Origin of the sequence: Acidovorax sp. Root70 (assembly GCF_001428225.1) — a bacterium.
Lineage (GTDB): Bacteria > Pseudomonadota > Gammaproteobacteria > Burkholderiales > Burkholderiaceae_C > Acidovorax.
Window position 1 is genome coordinate 1 of the sequence record NZ_LMHQ01000030.1, and the last position, 21,585, is coordinate 21,585.

Sequence of the window (21,585 nt, forward strand, 5' to 3'; positions counted from 1 at the left end):
ACGGCGCGCTCACGCACCTACGGCGCGCTCACGCACCTCAGGCGAGAACTTGTTTGTCTTCTTCATGGCTCAATCCTCTCAGAGTGTTGAGCCTCCGCGAAACCCGGGGCGATTCAAACCGTTAAACGTCCCCATATGCAAGCGCTCTCAAGCTGCGGGATCTGAACGATATAGTCAGCAGAGCAACTACGACGAGACACTCTCAAATGCTCTTCTTCTCCACGCCAGAGAATCTGGAAGCACTGCGACACTATTCCAGAACGCTGCGAAGCTATGCATCTCTCTCTGAATCACCTCAGATTGCCAAGTTGCTACTATAGATCATTGAATTGATGATCTCCAACGCCGCAAAGTTTGACGAGTACTGCGCAGTCAACATTGAGTGGATCGGCGATAGTTTCATGCGCGCCGTACGTGACTTCCCCGACCTACCACATGACAAGAAAGCAGAAGCGGTCACTTCCGACTTCACTTCAGCCTATCGATTCTTGTGTGAGCTGGAGTTCACGCAACCGGCCGAACCTAGCTTCGAAATCCGGCGGATCGGGAACTTTGTCGACGAGAACCTTGAGATGTTCAAGGGAAACGATAGGCACCAAATTACTTTCGCAAGATACGCGATGCCGGTGCAAATCGCAAAAAAACTGCTGAATGATCCTGCTATTGCCGAGTTCCGTAAGTTTTCTCAGACCGTGGAAGCGGCGACTAAGCTCAAGGAAGATTGGGACTCAGAACTGGATCAGAGACGAGCCCACGTTGACTCCCTCAGCGAGGGTTTAAAAGGACTAACGTCTTCCTACAACTTTGTTGGACTTGTGGATGGATTCCGCCAGTTGGCAACGGCGAAGGTCACCGAGCGCAGAATCGCATTTTGGTCATTGATGGCACTTGCTTTGGTGATGGTCGTTCCACCCGCAGCCCAAATTGGATATGTACTTGCGCACATGGAAATCATCGAATCGAAAAAAGGACTGCTTCTCTACACGCTCCCTACTATCCTGACTATCGAAGTCTTGCTGGTTTACTTCTTTCGCGTAGTCTTAGGCCAGTTCAGATCCGTAAAGGCCCAGGTACTTCAGCTTGACCTCCGCATAGTGTTGTGCCAATTTATTCAGAGCTATGCCGAGTATTCAGCGAAAATAAAAAAGGATGATCCGAGCACTCTCGCAAAGTTTGAAGCAGTCGTTTTTAGCAGCCTAGTTCCAGAGAGCGAAGGTATTCCTTCGACATTTGATGGTGCGGAACAGCTTGCGAATCTCATCAAGAGTATTCGAGGAACATAGCTTTTAAACATCCTCGGTTGTCAATGTTCTCTTTTGACTGTCGGCTGTTCTTGACTTGCAGCAGAAACCATTGTGTGACTACACACAAGCGCCCCCATGCCCCTCCCCTCCCCCTGGCTCCACGAAGCCATCGCCCGCATCGAAGCCGACTACCAGCGCAGCGCCGACACGCACCTCATCCCGCTGCGCCTGCCCGCCTTTGCCGCGCATGGCATTGACCTGTACCTCAAGGACGAATCCACCCACCCCACGGGCAGCCTGAAGCACCGACTGGCGCGGTCGCTGTTTCTGTACGCGCTGTGCAATGGCTGGGTGCATGAGGGCTCGACCATCGTCGAGTCGTCCAGCGGCTCCACGGCGGTGAGCGAGGCCTACTTTGCACGCCTGCTGGGGCTGCCGTTTGTGGCGGTGATGCCGCGCAGCACCTCGCCCGAAAAGATCGCACAGATCGAGTTCCATGGCGGGCGTTGCCACTTTGTGGACAGCGCGGGCGCGGTGTACGACGCAGCCCGTGCGATTGCCGAAGAAACGGGCGGCCACTACATGGACCAGTTCACCTATGCCGAGCGCGCGACCGACTGGCGGGGCAACAACAACATTGCCGAGAGCATGTTCACGCAGATGGCGCGCGAGCCGCACCCTGTGCCGCGCTGGATTGTGGTGGGCGCGGGCACGGGTGGCACCTGTGCGACCATTGGCCGCTATGTGCGCTACCAGCGCCATGCCACGCAGGTGTGTGTGGCCGACCCGGCGGGGTCGGTGTTCAGCGCCTACCACCGCACGGGCGATGCCCAGCTGACGGCACCAGGATCGCGCATTGAAGGCATTGGCCGCCCGCGTGTGGAGCCGAGCTTTATCCGCACGCTCGTGGACCGCATGGTGGATGTGGCGGACTGCGAATCCATCGCCGCCATGCGCGCGCTGTCGCAGCTGCTGGGGCGGCGCGTGGGGCCATCCACCGGTACCAACTTTGTGGCCATGCTCACACTGGCCAGCGAGATGCGTGAGCGGGGCGAGCGCGGCTCGATCCTGTCGCTGCTGTGCGATGCGGGCGAGCGCTACCTACCCACGTATTTCGACACGGCGTGGGTAGACCGCACGTTTGGCGATTGCTCGGCCGCACAGCAGAAGGTGGATGGCCTGATCGGCTGATGCCAGCCACGCACCGCACCATGCCCTCTTCTCCGTTGCCCTTAGGTTCTTTGCCGCTCGTCCCCGGCCCCATGGTCACGCGCCGGCAGTGGCTGGCACAGCAGATGCCCTGGGGCCTGGCGGCCGTGGGGGCTGCAGGGTGGTTGCCCCCTGCCGCGCATGCCTTGCCGGCACGTACGCTGGTCTTTCCACGCGATCACGGCAGCCACCCGGAGCTGCGCACCGAGTGGTGGTACATCACCGGTCATGTGCAGGCGCAGGGGCAACCCTGGGGTTTTCAGATCACGTTCTTCCGCTCTCGGGTAGATGGCACACAGCAGCTGCAGTCGGCCTTTGCGGCCAAACACCTGCTGTTTGCACACGCCGCCATCACCGATGTGCGCGGCCAGCGGCTGGTGCATGACCAGCGGATTGCGCGTGCCGGTTTTGGGGTGGCGCAAGCCAGTGAGGCCGACACCCGCATCCGCCTGCAGGACTGGACGCTGGAGCGCAGCAACACCGCACGCGGCAAGCCAGACTTTGCAGCCAGCCGCTACACCACCCACATCGTGGGCAGCGAATTTGGGCTGGACCTGGTGTTTGACAGCACACAGCCCGCACTGCTGCAGGGGCAACAAGGGCTGTCCCGCAAGGGGCCGGACGCCGAGCAGGCCAGCTACTACTACAGCCAGCCCCAGCTCGCCGTCAGCGGAACCTTGCAGGTGGGCAATAAACGCATGGCGGTGACGCCCGACACGGGCCGCGCCTGGATGGACCACGAGTGGAGCGAGGCACTGCTGCACCCCGAGGCCCAAGGGTGGGACTGGATCGGCATGAACCTGCACGACGGCAGCGCGCTGACAGCCTTCCGACTGCGGCGAGCTGATGGCACTGCGTTATGGGCGGGGGGGTCGTGGCGGGCGCCCGGGCAGCCGGCGCAGGTGTTTGGGGCGCAATCTGTGGCGTTCACGCCCTTGCGGTGGTGGACCAGCCCGCGCAGTGGCGCGCGCTACCCGGTGCAATGGCAGGTGCAAACGCCCGCAGGCACCTTTGCAGTGAACGCGCTACTGGACAACCAGGAGCTGGACAGCAGCGGATCGACAGGTGCGATCTATTGGGAAGGGCTGTCGGACCTGATGGGTCCCAAAGGCCAACCCGTGGGCAGGGGGTACCTGGAGATGACCGGATATGCAAAGCCGCTGCGCCTCTAAAGGCTGCAGCGGCTTGGTGTCAGAAAGATACCGCCAGATCGGGCGGTGTCACATCCTCAATGCTTGGCGGAGTTCCCTGCGCGGCGTTGTGCCAGCCAGGCGATGATCTCGCCCATGATGCCGCGGCGGAAGGCCAGCACGCAGACGACGAAGATCAGGCCAGTGACCATGGTGACGGACTCGCCCAAGGTCTTGAACCATTCGACGCTGGTCAGTGCGGCCAGCAGGTTGCCGAATTCGCCAATCTTGTTCTCCAGCAGCACCACCACGGCCGAGCCGATAAGCGGACCCGACAACGTGCCCAGCCCCCCCACCAGCGTCATCAAGATGACCTGGCCCGACGCCGTCCAGTGCACGTCGGACAGCGTGGCAAAGCCCAGTACCAGGGTCTTGAGAGAGCCAGCAAGGCCCGCCAGCGCGGCCGACAGCACAAATGCCAGCAGCTTGAAGCGGTGTGTGTCGTAGCCCAGCGAGATGGCGCGGGGCTCGTTCTCCTTGATGCCCTTGAGCACCTGGCCAAACGGCGAATGGATGGTGCGCACGATCAGCAGGAAGGCGGCGACCACGATGACCAGCGCCACGTAGTACATCACCAGGTCGCTTTGGAGATCAATCACGCCAAACAGCTTGCCGCGCGGCACGCCCTGCAGGCCGTCTTCACCGCCCGTGAAGGGAGCTTGCAGGCAGGCGAAGAACAGCATCTGCGCCAGCGCCAGTGTGATCATGGAGAAGTAAATGCCCTGGCGGCGGATGGCCAGCCAACCAAACAGCAGGCCCAGCAGCGCGCCACCAGCAGTGCCGAGCAGCAGGCCCACCTCAGGCGTCAGGCCCCACACCTTGATGGCGTGGCCAGCCACGTAGGCAGCGCCACCGAGGAAGGCTGCATGGCCGAAGGACAACAGGCCGGTGTAACCGAGCAGCAGATTGAACGCTGAAGCAAACAGTGCAAAGCACATGAGCTTCATCACAAAGACCGGGTAGGCGCCGAGAAACGGTGCGGCAATGAGGGCCAGCAACAGCAGGCCGTAACCAATGGTGGCAGTGTTCTTGGGATTCATGCTGGCAGCCCCTTATTTTTCTTTGCCGAACAGGCCGGCGGGGCGAATGAGAAGAACGATGACCATGATGACAAACACCACGGTGGAAGACGCTTCAGGGTAGAACACCTTGGTAAAACCTTCGATGATCCCCAGGCCCAGCCCGGTAAGGATGGAGCCCATGATGGAACCCATGCCCCCGATCACCACCACGGCAAACACCACGATGATGAGGTTCTGGCCCATGAGCGGCGTAACCTGGTACACCGGGGCGGCCAACACCCCGGCAAAGGCGGCCAGCGCTGCGCCAAAGGCGTAGGTCAGTGTCACCATCACCGGCACGTTGATGCCGAAGGCCTCGACCAGACGCGGGTTTTCAGTGCCCGCGCGCAGGTAGGCACCGAGCTTGGTTTTTTCGATCACATACCAGGTGGCAAGGCACACCACCACCGAAGCCACCACGACCCAGGCGCGGTAATTGGGCATGATCATGAAGCCCAGACTGGTAGCACCTTCCAGCAGTTCAGGCGTGTCGTAGCCCAGGCCTGAGACGCCGTAGATGGAGCGGAACACGCCTTCGATCAGCAGCGTGAGGCCCAGCGTAAGCAGCAGCCCGTACAGGTGGTCGAGCTTGTAGATCCAGCGCAGCAACAGGCGCTCTATCAGCACCCCGAACAGGCCCACCACCAGCGGTGCCAGCACCAGCATCAACCAGTAGTTGATGCCGAAGTAGTTCATGGCCATCCATGTCAACAACGCCCCGGTCATGAACAGCGCACCATGCGCGAAGTTGATGACGTTGAGCAGGCCAAAGATCACAGCCAGCCCCAAGCTGAGGATTGCGTAAAACGATCCATTGACCAGCCCCAGAAGGAGCTGGCTCAACAAACCAGGCAATGAGACACCAAAGATTTCCATGGGAGGCAGCGGCAGGTGGAGAGAGTTCAGGTCAGAGGACCACACCGGGCCCGGCGCCCCGCAGGGACAGCCAGGCCGGCGTGAGCCCTCTCAGGGGTTTACTTCCAGAGCGGGCACTTGCTCTCGGCTTTGGTGGTGAACACCGAGTCACCAGGCAGCTTCTTGATCAGCTTGTAGTAGTCCCAGGGCTTGGTGGACTCGGCGGGCTTCTTCACTTCCATCAGGTACATGTCGTGCACATAACGGCCGTCCGGACGAATCTGACCCGAAGCAAAGAAGTCGTTCATCTTCATCTTGCGCCAGGTTTCCATGACCTTGTCGGCATCCACTGTCTTGGCTGCTTCCACGGCCTTGAGGTAGTTCATGGTGGCCGAGTAGTCTGCCGCTTGAATTTCACCGGGCATGCGCTTGGTCTTCTCGAAGAAGCGGGCCGAGAACTTGCGGGTGTCTTCGTTCAGGTCCCAGTACCAGCTGGTGGTGAACTGCAGGCCTTCGGTGTTGCGCAGGCCCAGGCTGTGCACGTCGGAGATGAAGATCAGCAGGCCAGCGAGCTTCATGCTCTTGCCAATGCCGAACTCTTTGGCGGCCTTGATGGAGTTGATGGTGTCACCACCTGCATTGGCCAGACCCAGGATCTGCGCCTTGGAGTTCTGCGCCTGCAGCAGGAAGGACGAGAAGTCGGACGCGTTCAATGGGTGGCGAACTGCACCCACCACATTGCCGCCCTTGGCCTTAACCACTGAGGTGGTGTCGGCCTCGAGCGCATGGCCGAAGGCGTAGTCTGCCGTCAGGAAGTACCAGCTCTTGCCGCCGCCATCCACAATGGCCGAGCCCGTTCCCTTGGCCAGTGCCACGGTGTCGTAGGCATAGTGCACGGTATAGGGAGAGCACTGTTCGTTGGTCAGCGCGGAGCTGGCAGCACCATTGTTGATGTAGACGCGCTTCTTCTCGGCTGCCACCTTGGCGATGGCCAGTGCGGTGCCCGAATTGGTGCCACCAAACACCATGGTGAGGCCTTGGGTGTCGATCCATTCGCGGGCCTTGGAGGCTGCGATGTCGGCCTTGTTCTGGTGGTCGGCGCTCATCAGTTCGATGGGCATGCCCAGCACCTTGCCGCCGAAGTCGTCAATGGCCATCTGAATGGCCACTGCGCCGTTTTTGCCTTCCACGTCCGCGTACAGGCTGGACATGTCGGTGATGAAACCGATCTTGACCTTGTCCTGCGCGTGCGCGGCCGAGGTGGCCAGACCTGCAACGCCCAGCATCAGTGCCAGCACTTTGAGTTGTTTCTTCATGGATTTGTCTCCTGTTGGTGTGGTGGAAGAAAACGGTGGGGAAAAGGTGTGGACGTGGCTCAGACGCCCAGCAGTTCGTTGAGCACAGGCATCTTCGCCTCGAGTTCGGCGGCGCCGAACTTCTCGACGATGCGGCCGTGCTCCATCACATAAAAGCGGTCAGCCAGCGGTGCGGCAAAGCGGAAGTTCTGCTCGACCATGACCACGGTGTAGCCCTTTTGGCGCAGCATGGTGATCATGCGGGCCAGGGCCTGCACGATGACGGGCGCCAGGCCCTCGGAGATTTCATCCAGCAGCAGCAGATTGGCCCCTGTGCGCAGGATGCGGGCCACGGCCAGCATCTGCTGCTCGCCCCCCGAGAGGCGCGTGCCCTGGCTGTTCTTGCGCTCGGCCAGGTTGGGGAACATGGCGTAGATCTCCTGCACCGACATGCCCGGCGTGCCCGTCTTGAGGGCGGGCGGCAGCAGCAGGTTTTCTTCGCAAGAGAGGCTGGAAAAAATACCACGCTCTTCGGGGCAGTAGCCCACGCCCAGGTGCGCAATGCGGTGCGTGGGCATGTTCACGGTTTCCACGCCGTTGATCTTGACCGAGCCCTTGCGTGCGCCGGTCAGGCCCATGATGGCGCGCATGGTGGTGGTGCGGCCCGCGCCGTTGCGGCCCAGCAGCGTCACCACCTCGCCCGGCTGCACGACGATGTCCACGCCGTGCAGCACATGCGACTCGCCATACCAGGCTTCGAGGTTCTTGATTTCGAGTGCGGGAACGCCAGCCATCAGTGCGCTCCCTGCAGTTGGCCGTCGGTCGTGCCCATGTAGGCTTCCATGACTTGGGGGTTGTTGGACACTTCTGCGTAGGGCCCTTCGGCCAGCACAGCGCCGCGCTGCAGCACCGTGATGCGGTCCGCGATGGTGGAGACCACCTTCATGTTGTGCTCCACCATCAGAATGGTGCGGCCCGCCGACACTTTCTTGATGAGCTGTGTGACGCGGTCCACGTCTTCGTGGCCCATGCCCTGGGTGGGCTCGTCGAGCAGCATCAACTCCGGCTCCATCGACAGCGTGGTGGCAATCTCCAGCGCGCGCTTGCGGCCGTAGGGCAGGTTCACGGTGACTTCGTCGGCCAAGTCTTCCAGACCCACCTCGGTCAGCAATTGCATGGCACGGTCGTCCAGCTGGCGCAGGGTGCGCTCGCTGCGCCAGAAATGGAACGAGGTGCCCAGCTTGCGCTGCAAACCCAGGCGCACGTTTTCGATGAGTGTGAGGTGCGGGAACACCGCCGAAATCTGGAACGAGCGAATCACTCCGCGGCGCGCGATCTGCGCGGGCTGCTCCCGAGTGATGTCATGTCCGTTGAAGCGGATGACGCCCGAGGTGGGCTCCAGGAACTTGGTGAGCAGGTTGAAGCACGTGGTCTTGCCCGCCCCATTGGGGCCGATCAGCGCGTGGATGGAGCCCCGGCGAACGGCCAGGTTCACATCGCTGACGGCGGTGAAGCCCTTGAACTCTTTGGTCAGGCTGTTGGTTTCAAGAATGACGTCGCTCATTGCGCCTTGGCCGCTCCGTTGGGTGCTGAAAAGAGGAGCCTTGCGACAAGGTCTCCAGGTAGTTTGGATCGCAACGCATCGTATGTCCCCCAACCCTGCCGTAGATACTGGGACTAATGCCTATGTATAAATGCCTACGTACCCGCCCTGAGCATCCACTGCGAGGCAATGGCGCGGGCATGTGCTGCGCGCTAGCGCTCGATCTGACGCCTTTCCAAGCTCGAAGACCGGCACACGAAGGTCGCGCGGCCTCGCGCTCATCACTGACTTTTTGCTGACATCCGTCGCCTTGCGCGGCGGGCGCAGTCACCTCGAACCTGGGGCCTTCGCGCCCGTTCACCCGGCCTCCCTCACCGCGCCCTACACTGCCACGATGGCATCCCTCCCCTCTTCCACACCCGCCCGGGGTGCGCCCCGCTCGCTCACGGGGCTGCTGCCCTTTCTGCGTCCCTACAGGGCCCGCATTGCACTGTCGCTGGTGTTCCTGGTGCTGGCCGCGTTGGCCACACTGGCGTTTCCCATGGCATTGCGCAATCTCATTGATGGAGGCCTGGTCAGTGCCACCGGCGACCGGGGCGCGCAGGCCATGGCACTTCGCGGGCACTTTGAAGAGCTGTTTGCCGTGGCCATTGCCTTGGGTGGGTTTTCTGCGGCACGCTTTTACATGGTGAGCTGGCTGGGTGAGCGCGTCACCGCCGACTTGCGCAACGCCGTGTATGGCCATGTGCTGCAGCAGAGTCCAGAGTTCTTTGAAACCACACAGACCGGAGAGGTGCTGTCGCGCCTGACTTCCGACACGACGCTGGTGCAGACGGTGGTCGGTTCTTCGCTGTCCATGGGCCTCCGCAACGCTGTGCTGGGCCTGGGGGCCCTCGCCATGCTGGTGTGGACCAATCCCTACGTCATGGCCGTGGTGCTGCTGGCGGTCGTGTTGGTGGTGCTACCCACGATGTGGATAGGCCGAAGGGTTCGCCGGCTGTCACGGGACAGCCAGGACCGGGTAGCGGACTCGAGCGCCATCGCCGCAGAGGTGCTCAACGCCATTCCCGTGGTGCAAAGCTACACCGCCGAGCCGCGCGAGGCCGCGCGGTTTGCGCGGGCAACGGAGGACGCCTTCTACACCGCCGTCAAACGCACCAAGGCACGCGCCTTGCTCGTGGCCTTCATCATCATCGCCAACGCGGCCCTGCTGTTGTGGGGGCTGTACCGGGGCACGGAAGCCGTGCTGGCCGGACAGATGAGCGCTGGCCACCTGGGTCAGACCGTGGTGTACGTCATCCTGCTGGCGAGTGCAGTGGCGGTGCTGGGTGAGGTGTATGGAGACCTGCTGCGAGCCGCCGGTGCCACCGAGCGGTTGATGGAACTGCTGTCCAGCCGCTCGCCCGTGGCGAACCCTGCGTCGCCCCAACAGCTCCCGACGTCCGGGCAGGGTCTGGAGGTGCGATTTGACAACGTCTGGTTCCACTATCCGTCGCGCCAGGATCAGCCTGCGCTGCAAGACTTCTCGCTGCACCTGTCTCCCGGTGAGACCGTGGCACTCGTCGGCTCCAGCGGTGCAGGCAAAACCACGGTGTTCCAGTTGCTGCAGCGGTTTTATGACGTGGACGAGCATGCGACGGGAGGCGCCAGTGCCGCCGTAGCGCACCGCCCGAGGCCAGGACGCATCCTGCTCAATGGCGTGGACATCCGAGACATTGCGCTCGACACGCTGCGCGCACATACGGGCACCGTTCCCCAGGACGCAGTGATCTTCTCCGCCTCTGCCATGGACAACATCCGCTATGGGCGCCCAGACGCGTCCGACGAGGATGTCATGGCAGCGACCCACGCCGCCTTTGCGCATGACTTCATCATGGCCCTGCCCGAGGGCTACCACACGTTTCTGGGCGAGCGGGGGGTACGTCTTTCGGGCGGCCAGCGCCAGCGCATCGCCATCGCCCGCGCCATGCTCAAAAACCCGCCGTTGCTGCTGCTGGACGAAGCCACCAGCGCGCTGGACGCGGAAAGCGAGCGCATGGTACAGGCAGCGCTGGACACCGCCATGCAGCGCCACACGGGCAGAAGAACCACTCTGGTGATCGCCCATCGCCTGGCCACCGTACAAAATGCCGACCGCATCGTGGTGCTGGACCATGGGCGGATCGTGGAGCAAGGCACTCACAGCACCTTGCTGGCACAAGGTGGGGTGTATGCGCGTCTGGCTGCTCTGCAGTTCACGGCGTGACTCCCATTGGGAGCCGGTAGCCTCACCACAAGCACCTCGGTAGCCGCGGGTGACAACGCCAGTTACTGCAGCGTCTCCTTGGCTGCGGCAGGCAGTGGCAAGGGCATGACGGCGATGCCCTCGTCCAGCAGCTGCAACGCCTCGTGCGCGGTGGCCTGCCCACGAATGGCCCGCTCCTGCACCTCGCCATGGTGCATGCGCCGGGCCTCGTCGGCAAAGCGGGAGCCCACATCCTCCGTACCCGCTACCACCTTTCGGGCCAGCTCCAGCCATGCGGCCTGCAGCGCAGGGGGAAGCATCGATGCCTCGACCGGCGCGCTGGGGGTGGTGAGAGGGCGCGTGACAGAAGAGGAATGGGAGGAGGCTGTCAACGCAGCGGGCTCGCGCGCACCAAGGTTCAAACGCGGTGCACTGAGGCGCTTGTCGATCTGGTCATCGGCGCAGAAGGGACACTGCACCAATCCGCGTTGCTTTTGGCTCTGAAAGTCATCTTCAGAACCAAACCAGCCTTCAAAGACATGGCCATGCTGACATTGGAGATCCAGAACCTTCATAGCTGACATGGTACGCCGGAGGGCGAAAACCGGTGATGGGCGCGATCACGCACGTCGAGCTGCGTCATCATGCTCGGAGGTGCCTCTCCCAGCCGGAGTGGCCAGGATGCTGCAAGGCCACAAACCCTGTAGCCCTTGGCCAATGGCTCGCAGTCCACTCAGCTGTGCCTGCGCAACAGGTACCGATAGACGAAGCCAGGGAAGGCCAGGGTCAGGAACATGGTGCCGGTGATGGCGTAAAACTCCCAGCCCTGCGGCGCAATCTGACCCGCGCGGCGCTCCAGTAACAAGGCGAGGCCACCCACCAGAAAATACAGCAGGATCAGCTCGGCCAAACGCCCTACCAGCGGCTTGCCAGCGGCCGCCGAAGGACCCACCACCATCCAGCGTTGATTGACAAATGGCAGATTGGCAGCGACCAACGCCGCCACAATCACAAGCCAAACCGAACCAGTGAGTGACACAGAAAAAGGGATCCAGGCAGCAAAAAGGAGTGGGAAATGCAGCCGACGCTATGCGTGCGCCGGCGCAACGGCTCAGGTTGCCAACGCGCGGACCACGGCGTCGGCGCACAAGGCCATCAAACCGCCCGGCAGCAAGCCCAACACCAGCACCAGAGCGCCGTTGATGGTCAGCACCACGCGCACATCGACGGGTGCGGAAACACTGGTCGCCGTCAGTGGCGCGTCGAAGTACATGACCTTCACCACACGCAGATAGTAGAACGCACCAATCAACGACATGATCACCGCAAAGACAGCCATTGCGATGTAGATCGCCTGGCCCGAGGCCACCAGAGCTTGCAGGACGGCCAACTTGGCATAGAAACCCACCAGCGGAGGAATACCCGCCATCGAGAACAGACACACTGCCATCACGCCAGCATACAAAGGACTGCGTTGATTAAGACCCGCAAAGTCGGAAATCTCTTCGCTCTCAAAACCCTCGCGAGCAAGCAGCAGGATCACGCCAAAAGCAGCCAGGGTAGTCAGCACGTAAGTGATGACGTAGAACATGGACGCGCTGTAGGCGTTCTCCACTGCAGTGGCATCCACATTGCCGTTGATGACGCCCGACATGAGGCCCAGCAACACGAAACCCATTTGGGAAATGGTGGAGTACGCCAGCATGCGTTTGAGGTTGGTCTGTGCAATGGCCGCCAGGTTACCGACCAACAGTGACCCAATTGCCAGCACAGCCAGCATCTGCTGCCAGTCAATGGCCAGTGGCAGCAAGCCATCGACCAGCAGACGAACCGTAATGGCAAAGGCTGCCAACTTGGGGGCGCCACCAATCATCAGAGTCACGGCCGTAGGCGCACCTTGGTACACGTCGGGAATCCACATGTGGAACGGAACCACGCCCAGCTTGAAAGCCAGACCCGCCACCACAAACACCAGACCGAACACCAACACTTGATGCTTGATCTGGCCGGAGTTAACGGCCTTGAACACCTGGCCAATATCCAGCGAGCCCGTGGCTCCGTACACCATGGACAGGCCATAAAGCAGGAAGCCGCTGGCCATGGCACCCAGCACAAAATACTTCATCGCTGCTTCCGTGGCCGTGGCGTTGTCGCGGCGCAATGCCACGAGGGCATAGCTCGACAGCGTGAGCAGTTCCAGGCCCAGGTAGATCACCAGGAAGTTGTTGCCCGAAATCATGATGAACATGCCCAGCAAGGCAAACATGGACAACGTGAAGAGCTCGCCGCCCCGCAGCATGTCGCGGTCAGCTGCATACGGACGTCCGTACACCAGGGTGACCATCATGGCCACGGTGGCAAAACACTTGAGCCAGTTGCCCATGGCGTCGCTCACCACCATGTTGCCGAAACCGTAGAAGGTATTGCCGCTGCTTGCGTACATGGCCTGCAGGGCGGCCACCACGGCCAGGGTGAGCATCGTCAGCACATAGGTGCTGGTGCGGCGAGGGCTGTGAACACCCAGATCGACCAGCGCAATCACGCAGGCCATCGTCAACAGCACAATTTCAGGGTAGATCGCTAGCCAGCTGATGTTGTCAATCATCTCGAATCTCTCAGTTCAGTCTGGTCTGTTCAGTTCAGCTTGGTCAGCGCCACATGCTTGAGCAGTTCTGCCACCGAGGCGTCCATCACATCGGTAAACGGACGGGGGTACAGGCCCATGGCCAGCACCGCAATGCCAAGCACCGCAAGCACGAGGAATTCACGGCTGTCGATATCCGTCAAGCCCTTGACGTTGTCGTTGCCCACAGGGCCCAGGTACACGCGCTTGAACATCCACAAGGTGTAAGCGGCGCCAAAGATCAACGCCGTGGCCGCAGCCAGACCAATCCAGAAGTTGGCTTTGACCGCGCCCAGGATCACCATCCACTCACCCACAAAACCGGCCGTACCCGGCAGGCCGCAGTTGGCCATGGCAAACAACAGAGCAAACGCGGTGAAGTTGGGCATGGTGTTGACCACGCCGCCATAGGCGGCGATCTCACGCGAGTGCACACGGTCGTACAACACGCCGATGGACAGGAACATCGCACCGGACACGAAGCCGTGCGCAATCATCTGGACGATGCCGCCCGAAACACCCAGGTCGTTGAAGATGAAAAAGCCGAGGGTCACAAACCCCATGTGCGCCACCGACGAGTAGGCCACCAGCTTCTTCATGTCCTTCTGGACCATGGCCACCAGGCCCACGTAAATCACCGCGATCAGCGACAGGGCAATCATGAGCCAAGCCCATTGACGTGCTGCGTCAGGAGCGATCGGCAGCGAAAACCGCAGGAAACCATAGGCGCCCAGCTTGAGCATGATGGCAGCCAGCACCGCAGAACCGCCAGTGGGTGCTTCCACGTGCACATCAGGCAGCCAGGTATGGACAGGCCACATGGGCACCTTCACAGCGAAGGCGGCAAAGAAGGCGAAGAACAACAGGGTTTGCGCACGACCGCTCAAAGGCAACTGGTGCCAGGTGGCGATGTCGAAGCTGCCGCCGGACTGGTTGTACAGGTAGATCAGCGCGATCAGCATCAACAGCGAGCCAAGCAGCGTGTACAGGAAGAACTTGAACGCAGCGTAGATCTTGTTCGGCCCCCCCCAGATCCCGATGATGAGGTACATCGGGATCAGCGTTGCCTCGAAGAACACGTAGAACAGAATGCCGTCCAGTGCGCTGAACACGCCGATCATGAGCCCCGAAAGGATCAAGAAAGCGCCCATGTACTGGTTCACGCGCTCAGTGATGGACTCCCATGAGGCAATCACCACGATGACGGTAATGAAGGCCGTGAGCGGCACAAACCAGAACGAAATGCCGTCCACCCCGAGGTGGTAGTGGACATTGAAACGCTCGATCCAGTCGGCCTTCTCCACAAACTGCATGGCCGCCGTACCCAGCTTGAAACCGTCGTACAGAGGCAACGTGACCAGGAACCCAATCAAGGCACCCACCAGCGCCAACCACCGCACCGCACGCGCATGTTCGTCGCGCCCGATGGCGAGCAACAGCGCGCCAAAAGCAATCGGTGTCCAGATTGCAAGACTCAACAGACCCATTTGTTGTTTTCCTTATTTGATGAGCTGCATGAACACATCGCCCCAGACAAACCAGGTCATCAGTGCGAATACACCCAGGATCATCACCAGCGCGTAATGGAAGATAAAGCCAGACTGCACCCAACGGACGACTCCGGAAACGCCACGCACCAGTTTCCAAGAACCATTGACCAAGGCGCCATCGATCACTGCCTGATCTCCGCCCTTCCACAACCCCATGCCCAGCGCACGGGCACCACGGGCCAAGATGTTCTCGTTGATCCAGTCGAGGTAGTACTTGTTTTCCAGCAGGGTGTAGATGGGCTGCGCGCGCGCCTTGATCGCAGTGGGCAGCGCGGGATTGACCATGTACATGTAGTACGACAGCGCCACACCCGCCAATGCCAACCAGAACGGTGCCGTTTGCAAACCATGCAATGCCATGGCCCAGGCACTATGGAAGTGCTCTGTCATGTGCGCCATGGAGGGGTGCTTTGCCGCATCCACAAAAATGACATCCTTGAAGAAATCACCAAACAGCATGGGCTGAATGAACAGGAAGCCCACTACCACCGAAGGGATTGCCAGCAACACCAGAGGCACGGTCACCACCCAAGGGGATTCGTGCGGCTCATGGTGGTCGTCATGGCCGTGACCATGGTGATCGTCATGATGCGCGTCCGGGTTCTGGTCGTAACGCTCCTTGCCATGGAACACCAGGAAGTACATGCGGAAGGAGTAGAACGCCGTGATGAAGACACCTGCAAGCACCGCAAAATGCGCGAAACCGGCGGCTGGCAGGTGGCTGAAATGCACTGCCTCGATGATGCTGTCCTTGGAATAGAAGCCCGAGAACAGCGGCGTGCCGATCAGGGCCAGCGAGCCCAGCAGCGAGGTGATCCAGGTGATGGGCATGTACTTGCGCACAGCCCCCATCCAGCGAATGTCCTGGTTGTGGTGCATGCCCATGATGACCGAGCCAGCGCCCAGGAACAACAAGGCTTTGAAGAACGCATGCGTCATCAGGTGGAACACGGCCACCGAGTAGGCCGAAGCACCCAGTGCCACCGTCATGTAGCCCAGCTGCGACAACGTCGAGTACGCCACCACACGCTTGATGTCGTTCTGGATGATGCCCAGGAAACCCATGAAGAGCGCCGTGATGGCACCGATCACCAGAATGAAATTGAGTGCGGTATCCGACAGCTCGAACAGGGGTGACATGCGCGACACCATGAAGATGCCCGCAGTCACCATGGTGGCGGCGTGGATCAGCGCGGAAATGGGGGTGGGACCCTCCATCGAATCCGGCAGCCAGACGTGCAGAGGAAACTGTGCCGACTTGCCCATGGCACCGATGAACAGGCAGATGCAGATCACGGTGACGAGCATCCAGCTGGTGCCCGGGAAAGACAGTGCGCCCAGATCGCCGGCCTTGGCGAAGATCTCGCCATAGTTCAGGGTGCCGGTATAGGCGGCGATCAGGCCAATGCCCAGAATGAAGCCGAAGTCACCCACGCGGTTGACCAGAAACGCCTTCATGTTGGCGAAGATGGCAGTAGGCTTGTTGAACCAGAAGCCAATCAGCAGATAGGACACCAAGCCCACGGCCTCCCAGCCGAAGAACAACTGCAGCAGGTTGTTGCTCATGACCAGCATGAGCATGGAGAACGTGAACAGCGAAATGTAGGCAAAGAAGCGGTTGTAGCCCTCGTCCTCTTCCATGTAGCCAATGGTGTAGATGTGAACCATCAAGGACACGAAGGTCACGACCACCATCATCATCGCGGTGAGGCTGTCAATCAGGAAGCCCACTTCCATCTTCAGGCCACCCACCACCATCCAGGTGTACAGGGTTTCATTGAAGCGGGCACCGTCGAGCGCAACGCTCTTGAGCGTCATGGCCGACAGGATGAACGCAACCAGTACGCCGAGGATGGTCAGGGTGTGGCTCAGACGCCGACCGATCCAGTTACCACCGAAGGTCGTACCGAAGATGCCGGCCAGCACGGCGCCCGCCAGCGGTGCCAAAGGCACAGCCAGGAGCGTTGAAGCAGAGAGGGTTTGACTCATTCTTGAGAACCTTGGGAATACTCGTGACCCATCAACCCTTGAGGGTGTTGAGGTCTTCCGCGTTGATACTGGATTTGTTGCGGAACAGCAGCACCAGGATGGCCAGGCCGATCGCCGATTCAGCGGCTGCCACGGTAAGGATGAAGAACACGAACACCTGGCCGTGCATGTCTCCCAGGTAGTGGGAGAACGCCACGAAGTTCATGTTCACGGCCAGCAGCATGAGCTCGATCGCCATCAGCAGCACGATCAGGTTCTTGCGGTTCAGGAAGATGCCGATCACAGCGAGCGCAAACAACATGGCGCCCAGCGACAAAAAGTGGCCCAGAGTCAATGTCATGCTTTTTTCTCCTCGGCAGCAGCTTGAGCAGGATCTTCCGCCGCAGGCTTTTGAGTGGCGGCCACCTTGATCACTGCCAGACGATCGGACGCACGCACGCGAATCTGCGTGGAAGGATTGATGGCCTTGCTGTCCTTGCGCTGACGCAGGGTCAGAGCGATGGCAGCAACCATGGCCACCAGCAGAATGACTGCCGCGATCTCAACAGGGTACAGATATTGGGTGTACAGCAGCTTGCCCAGCGCCTTGGTATTGGAGTAAGGGACCACATGGCCAGCAGCATCGACCACGGCAGCGACGGCCTTGGGCTCTTCAATGCCACGGAATCCCCCCATCAACACGGCCGCCATTTCCAGGGCGATGACCGCCCCGATGAGGGCCGCCAATGGGAAGTGTTTCCAGAACCCCTTGCGCACGGTATCGATGTGAATGTCCAGCATCATCACCACGAACAGGAAAAGCACCATGACCGCGCCCAGGTACACCAGCACCAGTGCAATCGCCAGGAACTCAGCCTTGAGCAACAGCCAGACAGCCGCCGCCTGCGAAAACGCGAGGATGAGATACAGCACCGCGTGCACGGGGTTGCGCGCAGTGATCACCCGGAAGGCCGCGAACAGCAGCACCACCGAGAAGAGATAGAAGAAACCAGTCTTGGCGTCCATGAATCGGGTCTTTATAGAAAGTCTGGCAAAGAGGCTGAACCCCGCACCGCTCAGCGGTACTTGGCGTCTGCAGCCTTGGCTGCCGCAATTTCACCTTCGTACCGGTCGCCCACGGCCAAGAGCATGTCCTTCGTGAAATACAGGTCACCACGCTTTTCGCCGTGGTACTCAAAGATGTGTGTTTCGACGATCGAATCGACAGGACAGCTCTCTTCGCAGAAGCCGCAGAAAATGCACTTCGTCAGATCAATGTCATAACGCGTGGTGCGGCGCGAACCGTCGGCACGCACATCCGATTCAATGGTGATGGCCATCGCTGGGCATACGGCTTCGCACAGCTTGCAAGCGATGCAACGCTCCTCGCCATTGTCGTAACGGCGCAGCGCATGCAGTCCACGAAAACGTGGCGACAAAGGCGTCTTCTCTTCAGGGAACTGTACGGTCACCTTGCGGCGAAACGCATAGCGGCCAGTCAGGGCCATCCCCTTGAGCAACTCCACGAGCATGAAGCTCTTGAAGAAATCCTTGAACGAAAAAGGTGCAGCAGCAGCAACAGCAGTCATTTGTGTCCCCGCTTATTTCCAGATATTCCAAGGCGAGAGCAACCACCCGCCAACAATCAACAAGTACACCAGCGTGACCGGAATGAAAATCTTCCAGCCCAGACGCATGATCTGGTCATACCGGAACCGTGGGAAGGTGGCCCGGATCCAGATGAACATGGACACAACGAGGAAGGTCTTGAGACCCAGCCAGATCCAACCAGGAATCCAGTTGAACACCGCGCTATCGATAGGCGACAACCAGCCGCCCAGGAACATGAGCGCGGCGAGGATGGATACGAGCCACATGCTGGCGTACTCTGCCAGGAAGAAGATGGCAAACCCCATGCCCGAATACTCGACCATGTGGCCGGCCACGATCTCGGCCTCGCCCTCCACCACGTCGAAGGGGTGGCGATTGGTTTCAGCTACGCCGGAGATGAGGTAGACCAGGAAAATCGGCAGCAGCGGCAGCCAGTTCCAGGACAGGAAAGTCAGGCCCTTGTCCGCGGCCATGCCACGGCCCTGCCCCAACACGATCTCGGTCAGATTCATGCTGCCCGACACCATGATCACAACGAGGAAGCAGAACCCCATCGCAATTTCATAGCTCACCATCTGGGCCGACGCGCGCAGAGCGCCCAGAAAAGCGTACTTGGAATTGGACGCCCAGCCGGCAATGATCACACCATAGACCTCGATGGAGGTTATGGCCATGACGAGCAGCAAACCGGCGTTTACGTTCGCAAGGGCCACGTCAGGTCCGAACGGAATGGCGACCCAGGCAGCCAGGGCAGGCATGATCGCCATGACCGGGCCCAGCACAAACAGCCCCTTGCTAGCCGCCGTGGGCTGGATGATTTCCTTGGTCAACAACTTCAGCGCATCGGCGATAGGCTGCAGCAGACCCATGGGGCCCACGCGGTTGGGACCATGGCGCACCTGCATGAAACCCAGCAGCTTACGCTCCCACAAAGTGAGATAAGCCACCGCCCCCATCAGGGGCGCCAGAATGCAGACGATCTTGATCAAAATCCATAGCACTGGCCAGACGATGCCCGTCCACCAGCCAAAGGAGAGCAGGTTCAGGCCCGCGTTGTAGATCGCGTCGATCATGCGGCCACTCCTTCACGTGCCAGGCGTGCGTCAGCGGTGAGCTGCAGCGACGTCGAACGGCGCACGAGGCCGTCAAGTTGATAGATGGAGGCCACCACGGGCTCACCGGCAGCGGCGGCAGACGCAGGCGCGGCGTTCATCACCACGTTCGACAGTTGGGCTGCAGGCACTTCAGTGACCGCACCGGCTGCTGCGTTGGTGGCGCGGGCCAGCACGTCTTGCGAGGTTTCGAAGTCGAAGCCTGGAACGCCCAGCAGGTTGGCCAGCACACGCAGAACCTTCCATGCGGGGCGGGTATCGCCCAGCGGACGCACCACGGCATGGAAGCTCTGCAGGCGACCTTCGGCGTTGATGAAGCTGCCCGACGTTTCGGTGAACGGAGCAATTGGCAACAGAACGTCACTGAACTCCATGTTGGCCTTGAAGGGGCTCATGGTCACCACCATGTCAGCACCAGACAGTGCAGCAGCGGCGCTGGCACCGGCAGCCGAGTCATGCACCGGCTCGGTGTTGAGCAGCACAGCCGCCTTCAGACCACCGGAGAGCATCTGGCCCGCATTCAAACCACCGTTGACAGGATGAGCACCCGCGAACTGCGCGCCCACCGTGTTGGCGGCTTCCGTCAGGTAGCCCACGGAAGCTCCCGTGTTCTCGCCGATCCAATTGGCCAGCACCAGCAATTGCGTGGCTTGCGCATGGTGCGCTGCCGCGTTGCCCAGCAGCACGGCCTTGCGCTCGCCGCCCAGCAGCGAGCGGGCGATGGCTTGGGCAGCGTCGTTGGCGGCAGTCGCGCCTTGCGGAGCGGCAACACCCTTTTCCTGGGCGATGGCAAAGGCGATGCCTCCAAGCGTCTGGACCCATTCGCCGGCGCTTTGGGCGACGAGTGTTTGCACAGGCATGGCCCAGTCCTGGGCGGCCGAAGCGATGGCGCTGACCTGGCAGCCATGGCGAGCCGCTTGGCGGATGCGTTGGGCAAACAGCGGATGGTCCTTGCGCAGGTTGGAGCCCACCACCAGCACGCGTTGCAGCGTGGACAGCGAAGCGATGGACGTGCCCAGCCAGCGAATGCCTTCGGGCGCCGCGAACTCGGCGTTGCGCAGACGGTAGTCGATGTTGTCGCTGCCTATGCCGCGCACCAGGGCGCTGGCAAGGTACAGCTCTTCCACGGTGCTGTGCGGGCTCACCAAGGCGCCGATGCTGTTGGCGCCATGGTCGTTCTTGATGTTCTTGAGGCCGTTGGCCACGTACTCGAGAGCGGTCTGCCAGTCGACGGTCTTCCACACCCCGCCCTGCTTGAGCATGGGCTGGGTCAGGCGGTCGTCGCTGTTGAGCGATTCGTACGAGAAGCGGTCGCGGTCGGCGATCCAGCATTCATTCACGGCTTCGTTCTCGAGCGGAACGACGCGCATGACCTTGTGGTTCTTGACCTGGACGATGAGGTTGGCGCCGGTGGAGTCGTGCGGGCTGACGGAGCGGCGGCGCGACAGTTCCCAGGTGCGGGCGCTGTAGCGGAACGGCTTGCTGGTCAGGGCACCCACAGGGCAGATGTCGATCATGTTGCCCGACAGCTCGGAGTCGATCGTGTCGCCCACCACGGTGGTGATTTCGGAGTGCTCGCCACGGTGGATCATGCCGAGCTCCATCACGCCGGCCACTTCCTGGCCGAAGCGCACGCAGCGGGTGCAGTGGATGCAGCGGCTCATTTCCTGCATCGAAATCAGCGGACCAACGTCCTTGACGGGCACTACGCGCTTTTCCTCTTCGTAGCGCGAGGAAGAGCCACCGTAGCCCACGGCCAGATCCTGCAGCTGGCACTCACCGCCCTGGTCGCAGATGGGGCAATCCAGCGGGTGGTTGATCAGCAGGAACTCCATGACCGACTGCTGGGCCTTGATGGCCTTGTCGCTCTTGGTGCGCACGATCATGCCTTGCGTCACGGGCGTGGCGCAGGCGGGCATGGGCTTGGGAGCCTTCTCGACGTCCACCAGGCACATGCGGCAGTTGGCGGCAATCGAGAGTTTCTTGTGATAGCAGAAATGCGGAATGTAGGTGCCCGCCTTTTCGGCTGCATGCATCACCATGCAGCCTTCGGCGACTTCCACTTTCTGACCGTCCAGTTCAATTTCAACCATATGTCTT

19 protein-coding genes are annotated in these 21,585 nt (G+C 60.9%); 4 read left to right on the plus strand and 15 right to left on the minus strand.

The window, feature by feature from the left end; translation table 11 throughout:
• Positions 1 to 332 precede the first annotated feature (332 nt).
• From ASD94_RS18410 to ASD94_RS18420, 3 genes are all read left to right on the plus strand, one after another.
• The gene (locus ASD94_RS18410) at positions 333 to 1,283 is read left to right on the plus strand and encodes a hypothetical protein (RefSeq protein WP_056646019.1); all 951 of its coding nucleotides are present in this window, start codon (positions 333 to 335) and stop codon (positions 1,281 to 1,283) included.
• Between the two features lie 96 nt (positions 1,284 to 1,379).
• Positions 1,380 to 2,435, plus strand: coding sequence for a PLP-dependent cysteine synthase family protein (locus ASD94_RS18415; protein ID WP_056646022.1), 1,056 nt, complete (start codon positions 1,380 to 1,382; stop codon positions 2,433 to 2,435).
• A gap of 20 nt (positions 2,436 to 2,455) precedes the next feature.
• Positions 2,456 to 3,625: a lipocalin-like domain-containing protein gene (locus ASD94_RS18420; protein WP_056646591.1), complete on the plus strand. Its 1,170-nt coding sequence runs from the start codon at positions 2,456 to 2,458 to the stop codon at positions 3,623 to 3,625.
• Positions 3,626 to 3,681: 56 nt separating this feature from the next.
• Here ASD94_RS18420 and ASD94_RS18425 read toward each other — a convergent pair whose 3' ends face one another.
• From ASD94_RS18425 to ASD94_RS18445, 5 genes are all read right to left on the minus strand, one after another.
• A complete protein-coding gene (locus tag ASD94_RS18425) occupies positions 3,682 to 4,683 on the minus strand; it encodes a branched-chain amino acid ABC transporter permease (protein WP_056646026.1) in 1,002 nt (333 codons plus the stop codon).
• Positions 4,684 to 4,695: 12 nt separating this feature from the next.
• Entirely contained in the window at positions 4,696 to 5,580 is an 885-nt protein-coding gene (locus ASD94_RS18430) for a branched-chain amino acid ABC transporter permease (RefSeq protein ID WP_056646029.1), read from the minus strand.
• A 98-nt stretch (positions 5,581 to 5,678) separates the two neighbouring features.
• Positions 5,679 to 6,875: an ABC transporter substrate-binding protein gene (locus ASD94_RS18435; RefSeq protein WP_056646032.1), complete on the minus strand. Its 1,197-nt coding sequence runs from the start codon at positions 6,873 to 6,875 to the stop codon at positions 5,679 to 5,681.
• Positions 6,876 to 6,934: 59 nt separating this feature from the next.
• Complete coding sequence (locus ASD94_RS18440; protein ID WP_056061588.1) at positions 6,935 to 7,648, minus strand: ABC transporter ATP-binding protein; 714 nt, start codon at positions 7,646 to 7,648, stop codon at positions 6,935 to 6,937.
• Complete coding sequence (locus ASD94_RS18445; RefSeq protein WP_015013285.1) at positions 7,648 to 8,418, minus strand: ABC transporter ATP-binding protein; 771 nt, start codon at positions 8,416 to 8,418, stop codon at positions 7,648 to 7,650. The genes ASD94_RS18440 and ASD94_RS18445 overlap by 1 nt, the downstream gene beginning before the upstream one ends.
• Before the next feature lie 373 nt (positions 8,419 to 8,791).
• On the opposite strand from ASD94_RS18445, the gene ASD94_RS18450 reads away from it, so the two are divergent.
• Complete coding sequence (locus tag ASD94_RS18450) at positions 8,792 to 10,642, plus strand: ABC transporter transmembrane domain-containing protein (protein ID WP_056646036.1); 1,851 nt, start codon at positions 8,792 to 8,794, stop codon at positions 10,640 to 10,642.
• A 62-nt stretch (positions 10,643 to 10,704) separates the two neighbouring features.
• Here ASD94_RS18450 and ASD94_RS18455 read toward each other — a convergent pair whose 3' ends face one another.
• From ASD94_RS18455 to nuoG, 10 genes are all read right to left on the minus strand, one after another.
• Positions 10,705 to 11,196, minus strand: a complete 492-nt coding sequence (locus ASD94_RS18455) for a DUF1178 family protein (RefSeq protein ID WP_056646039.1) — start codon at positions 11,194 to 11,196, stop codon at positions 10,705 to 10,707.
• Between the two features lie 158 nt (positions 11,197 to 11,354).
• The gene (locus tag ASD94_RS18460; RefSeq protein WP_056646043.1) at positions 11,355 to 11,660 is read right to left on the minus strand and encodes a DUF2818 family protein; all 306 of its coding nucleotides are present in this window, start codon (positions 11,658 to 11,660) and stop codon (positions 11,355 to 11,357) included.
• Between the two features lie 72 nt (positions 11,661 to 11,732).
• Positions 11,733 to 13,226 (minus strand): NADH-quinone oxidoreductase subunit NuoN, encoded by a 1,494-nt coding sequence (gene nuoN / locus ASD94_RS18465; protein ID WP_056646045.1) that lies wholly within the window; start codon positions 13,224 to 13,226, stop codon positions 11,733 to 11,735.
• A gap of 29 nt (positions 13,227 to 13,255) precedes the next feature.
• Complete coding sequence (locus tag ASD94_RS18470) at positions 13,256 to 14,731, minus strand: NADH-quinone oxidoreductase subunit M (protein WP_056646047.1); 1,476 nt, start codon at positions 14,729 to 14,731, stop codon at positions 13,256 to 13,258.
• 12 nt (positions 14,732 to 14,743) lie between these two features.
• Positions 14,744 to 16,783 (minus strand): NADH-quinone oxidoreductase subunit L, encoded by a 2,040-nt coding sequence (nuoL, locus tag ASD94_RS18475; RefSeq protein WP_056646050.1) that lies wholly within the window; start codon positions 16,781 to 16,783, stop codon positions 14,744 to 14,746.
• 31 nt (positions 16,784 to 16,814) lie between these two features.
• Positions 16,815 to 17,123: an NADH-quinone oxidoreductase subunit NuoK gene (nuoK, locus tag ASD94_RS18480; RefSeq protein WP_005793248.1), complete on the minus strand. Its 309-nt coding sequence runs from the start codon at positions 17,121 to 17,123 to the stop codon at positions 16,815 to 16,817.
• Positions 17,120 to 17,788: an NADH-quinone oxidoreductase subunit J gene (locus tag ASD94_RS18485; protein ID WP_056646051.1), complete on the minus strand. Its 669-nt coding sequence runs from the start codon at positions 17,786 to 17,788 to the stop codon at positions 17,120 to 17,122. The genes nuoK and ASD94_RS18485 overlap by 4 nt, the downstream gene beginning before the upstream one ends.
• Before the next feature lie 50 nt (positions 17,789 to 17,838).
• On the minus strand, positions 17,839 to 18,351 hold the full coding sequence (gene nuoI / locus ASD94_RS18490) for an NADH-quinone oxidoreductase subunit NuoI (protein WP_010463942.1): 513 nt from the start codon (positions 18,349 to 18,351) through the stop codon (positions 17,839 to 17,841).
• Positions 18,352 to 18,363: 12 nt separating this feature from the next.
• The gene (gene nuoH / locus ASD94_RS18495) at positions 18,364 to 19,446 is read right to left on the minus strand and encodes an NADH-quinone oxidoreductase subunit NuoH (protein ID WP_056646055.1); all 1,083 of its coding nucleotides are present in this window, start codon (positions 19,444 to 19,446) and stop codon (positions 18,364 to 18,366) included.
• A complete protein-coding gene (gene nuoG / locus ASD94_RS18500; protein WP_056646058.1) occupies positions 19,443 to 21,578 on the minus strand; it encodes an NADH-quinone oxidoreductase subunit NuoG in 2,136 nt (711 codons plus the stop codon). Before nuoG ends, nuoH begins: the two co-directional genes overlap by 4 nt.
• Positions 21,579 to 21,585: the final 7 nt, after the last annotated feature.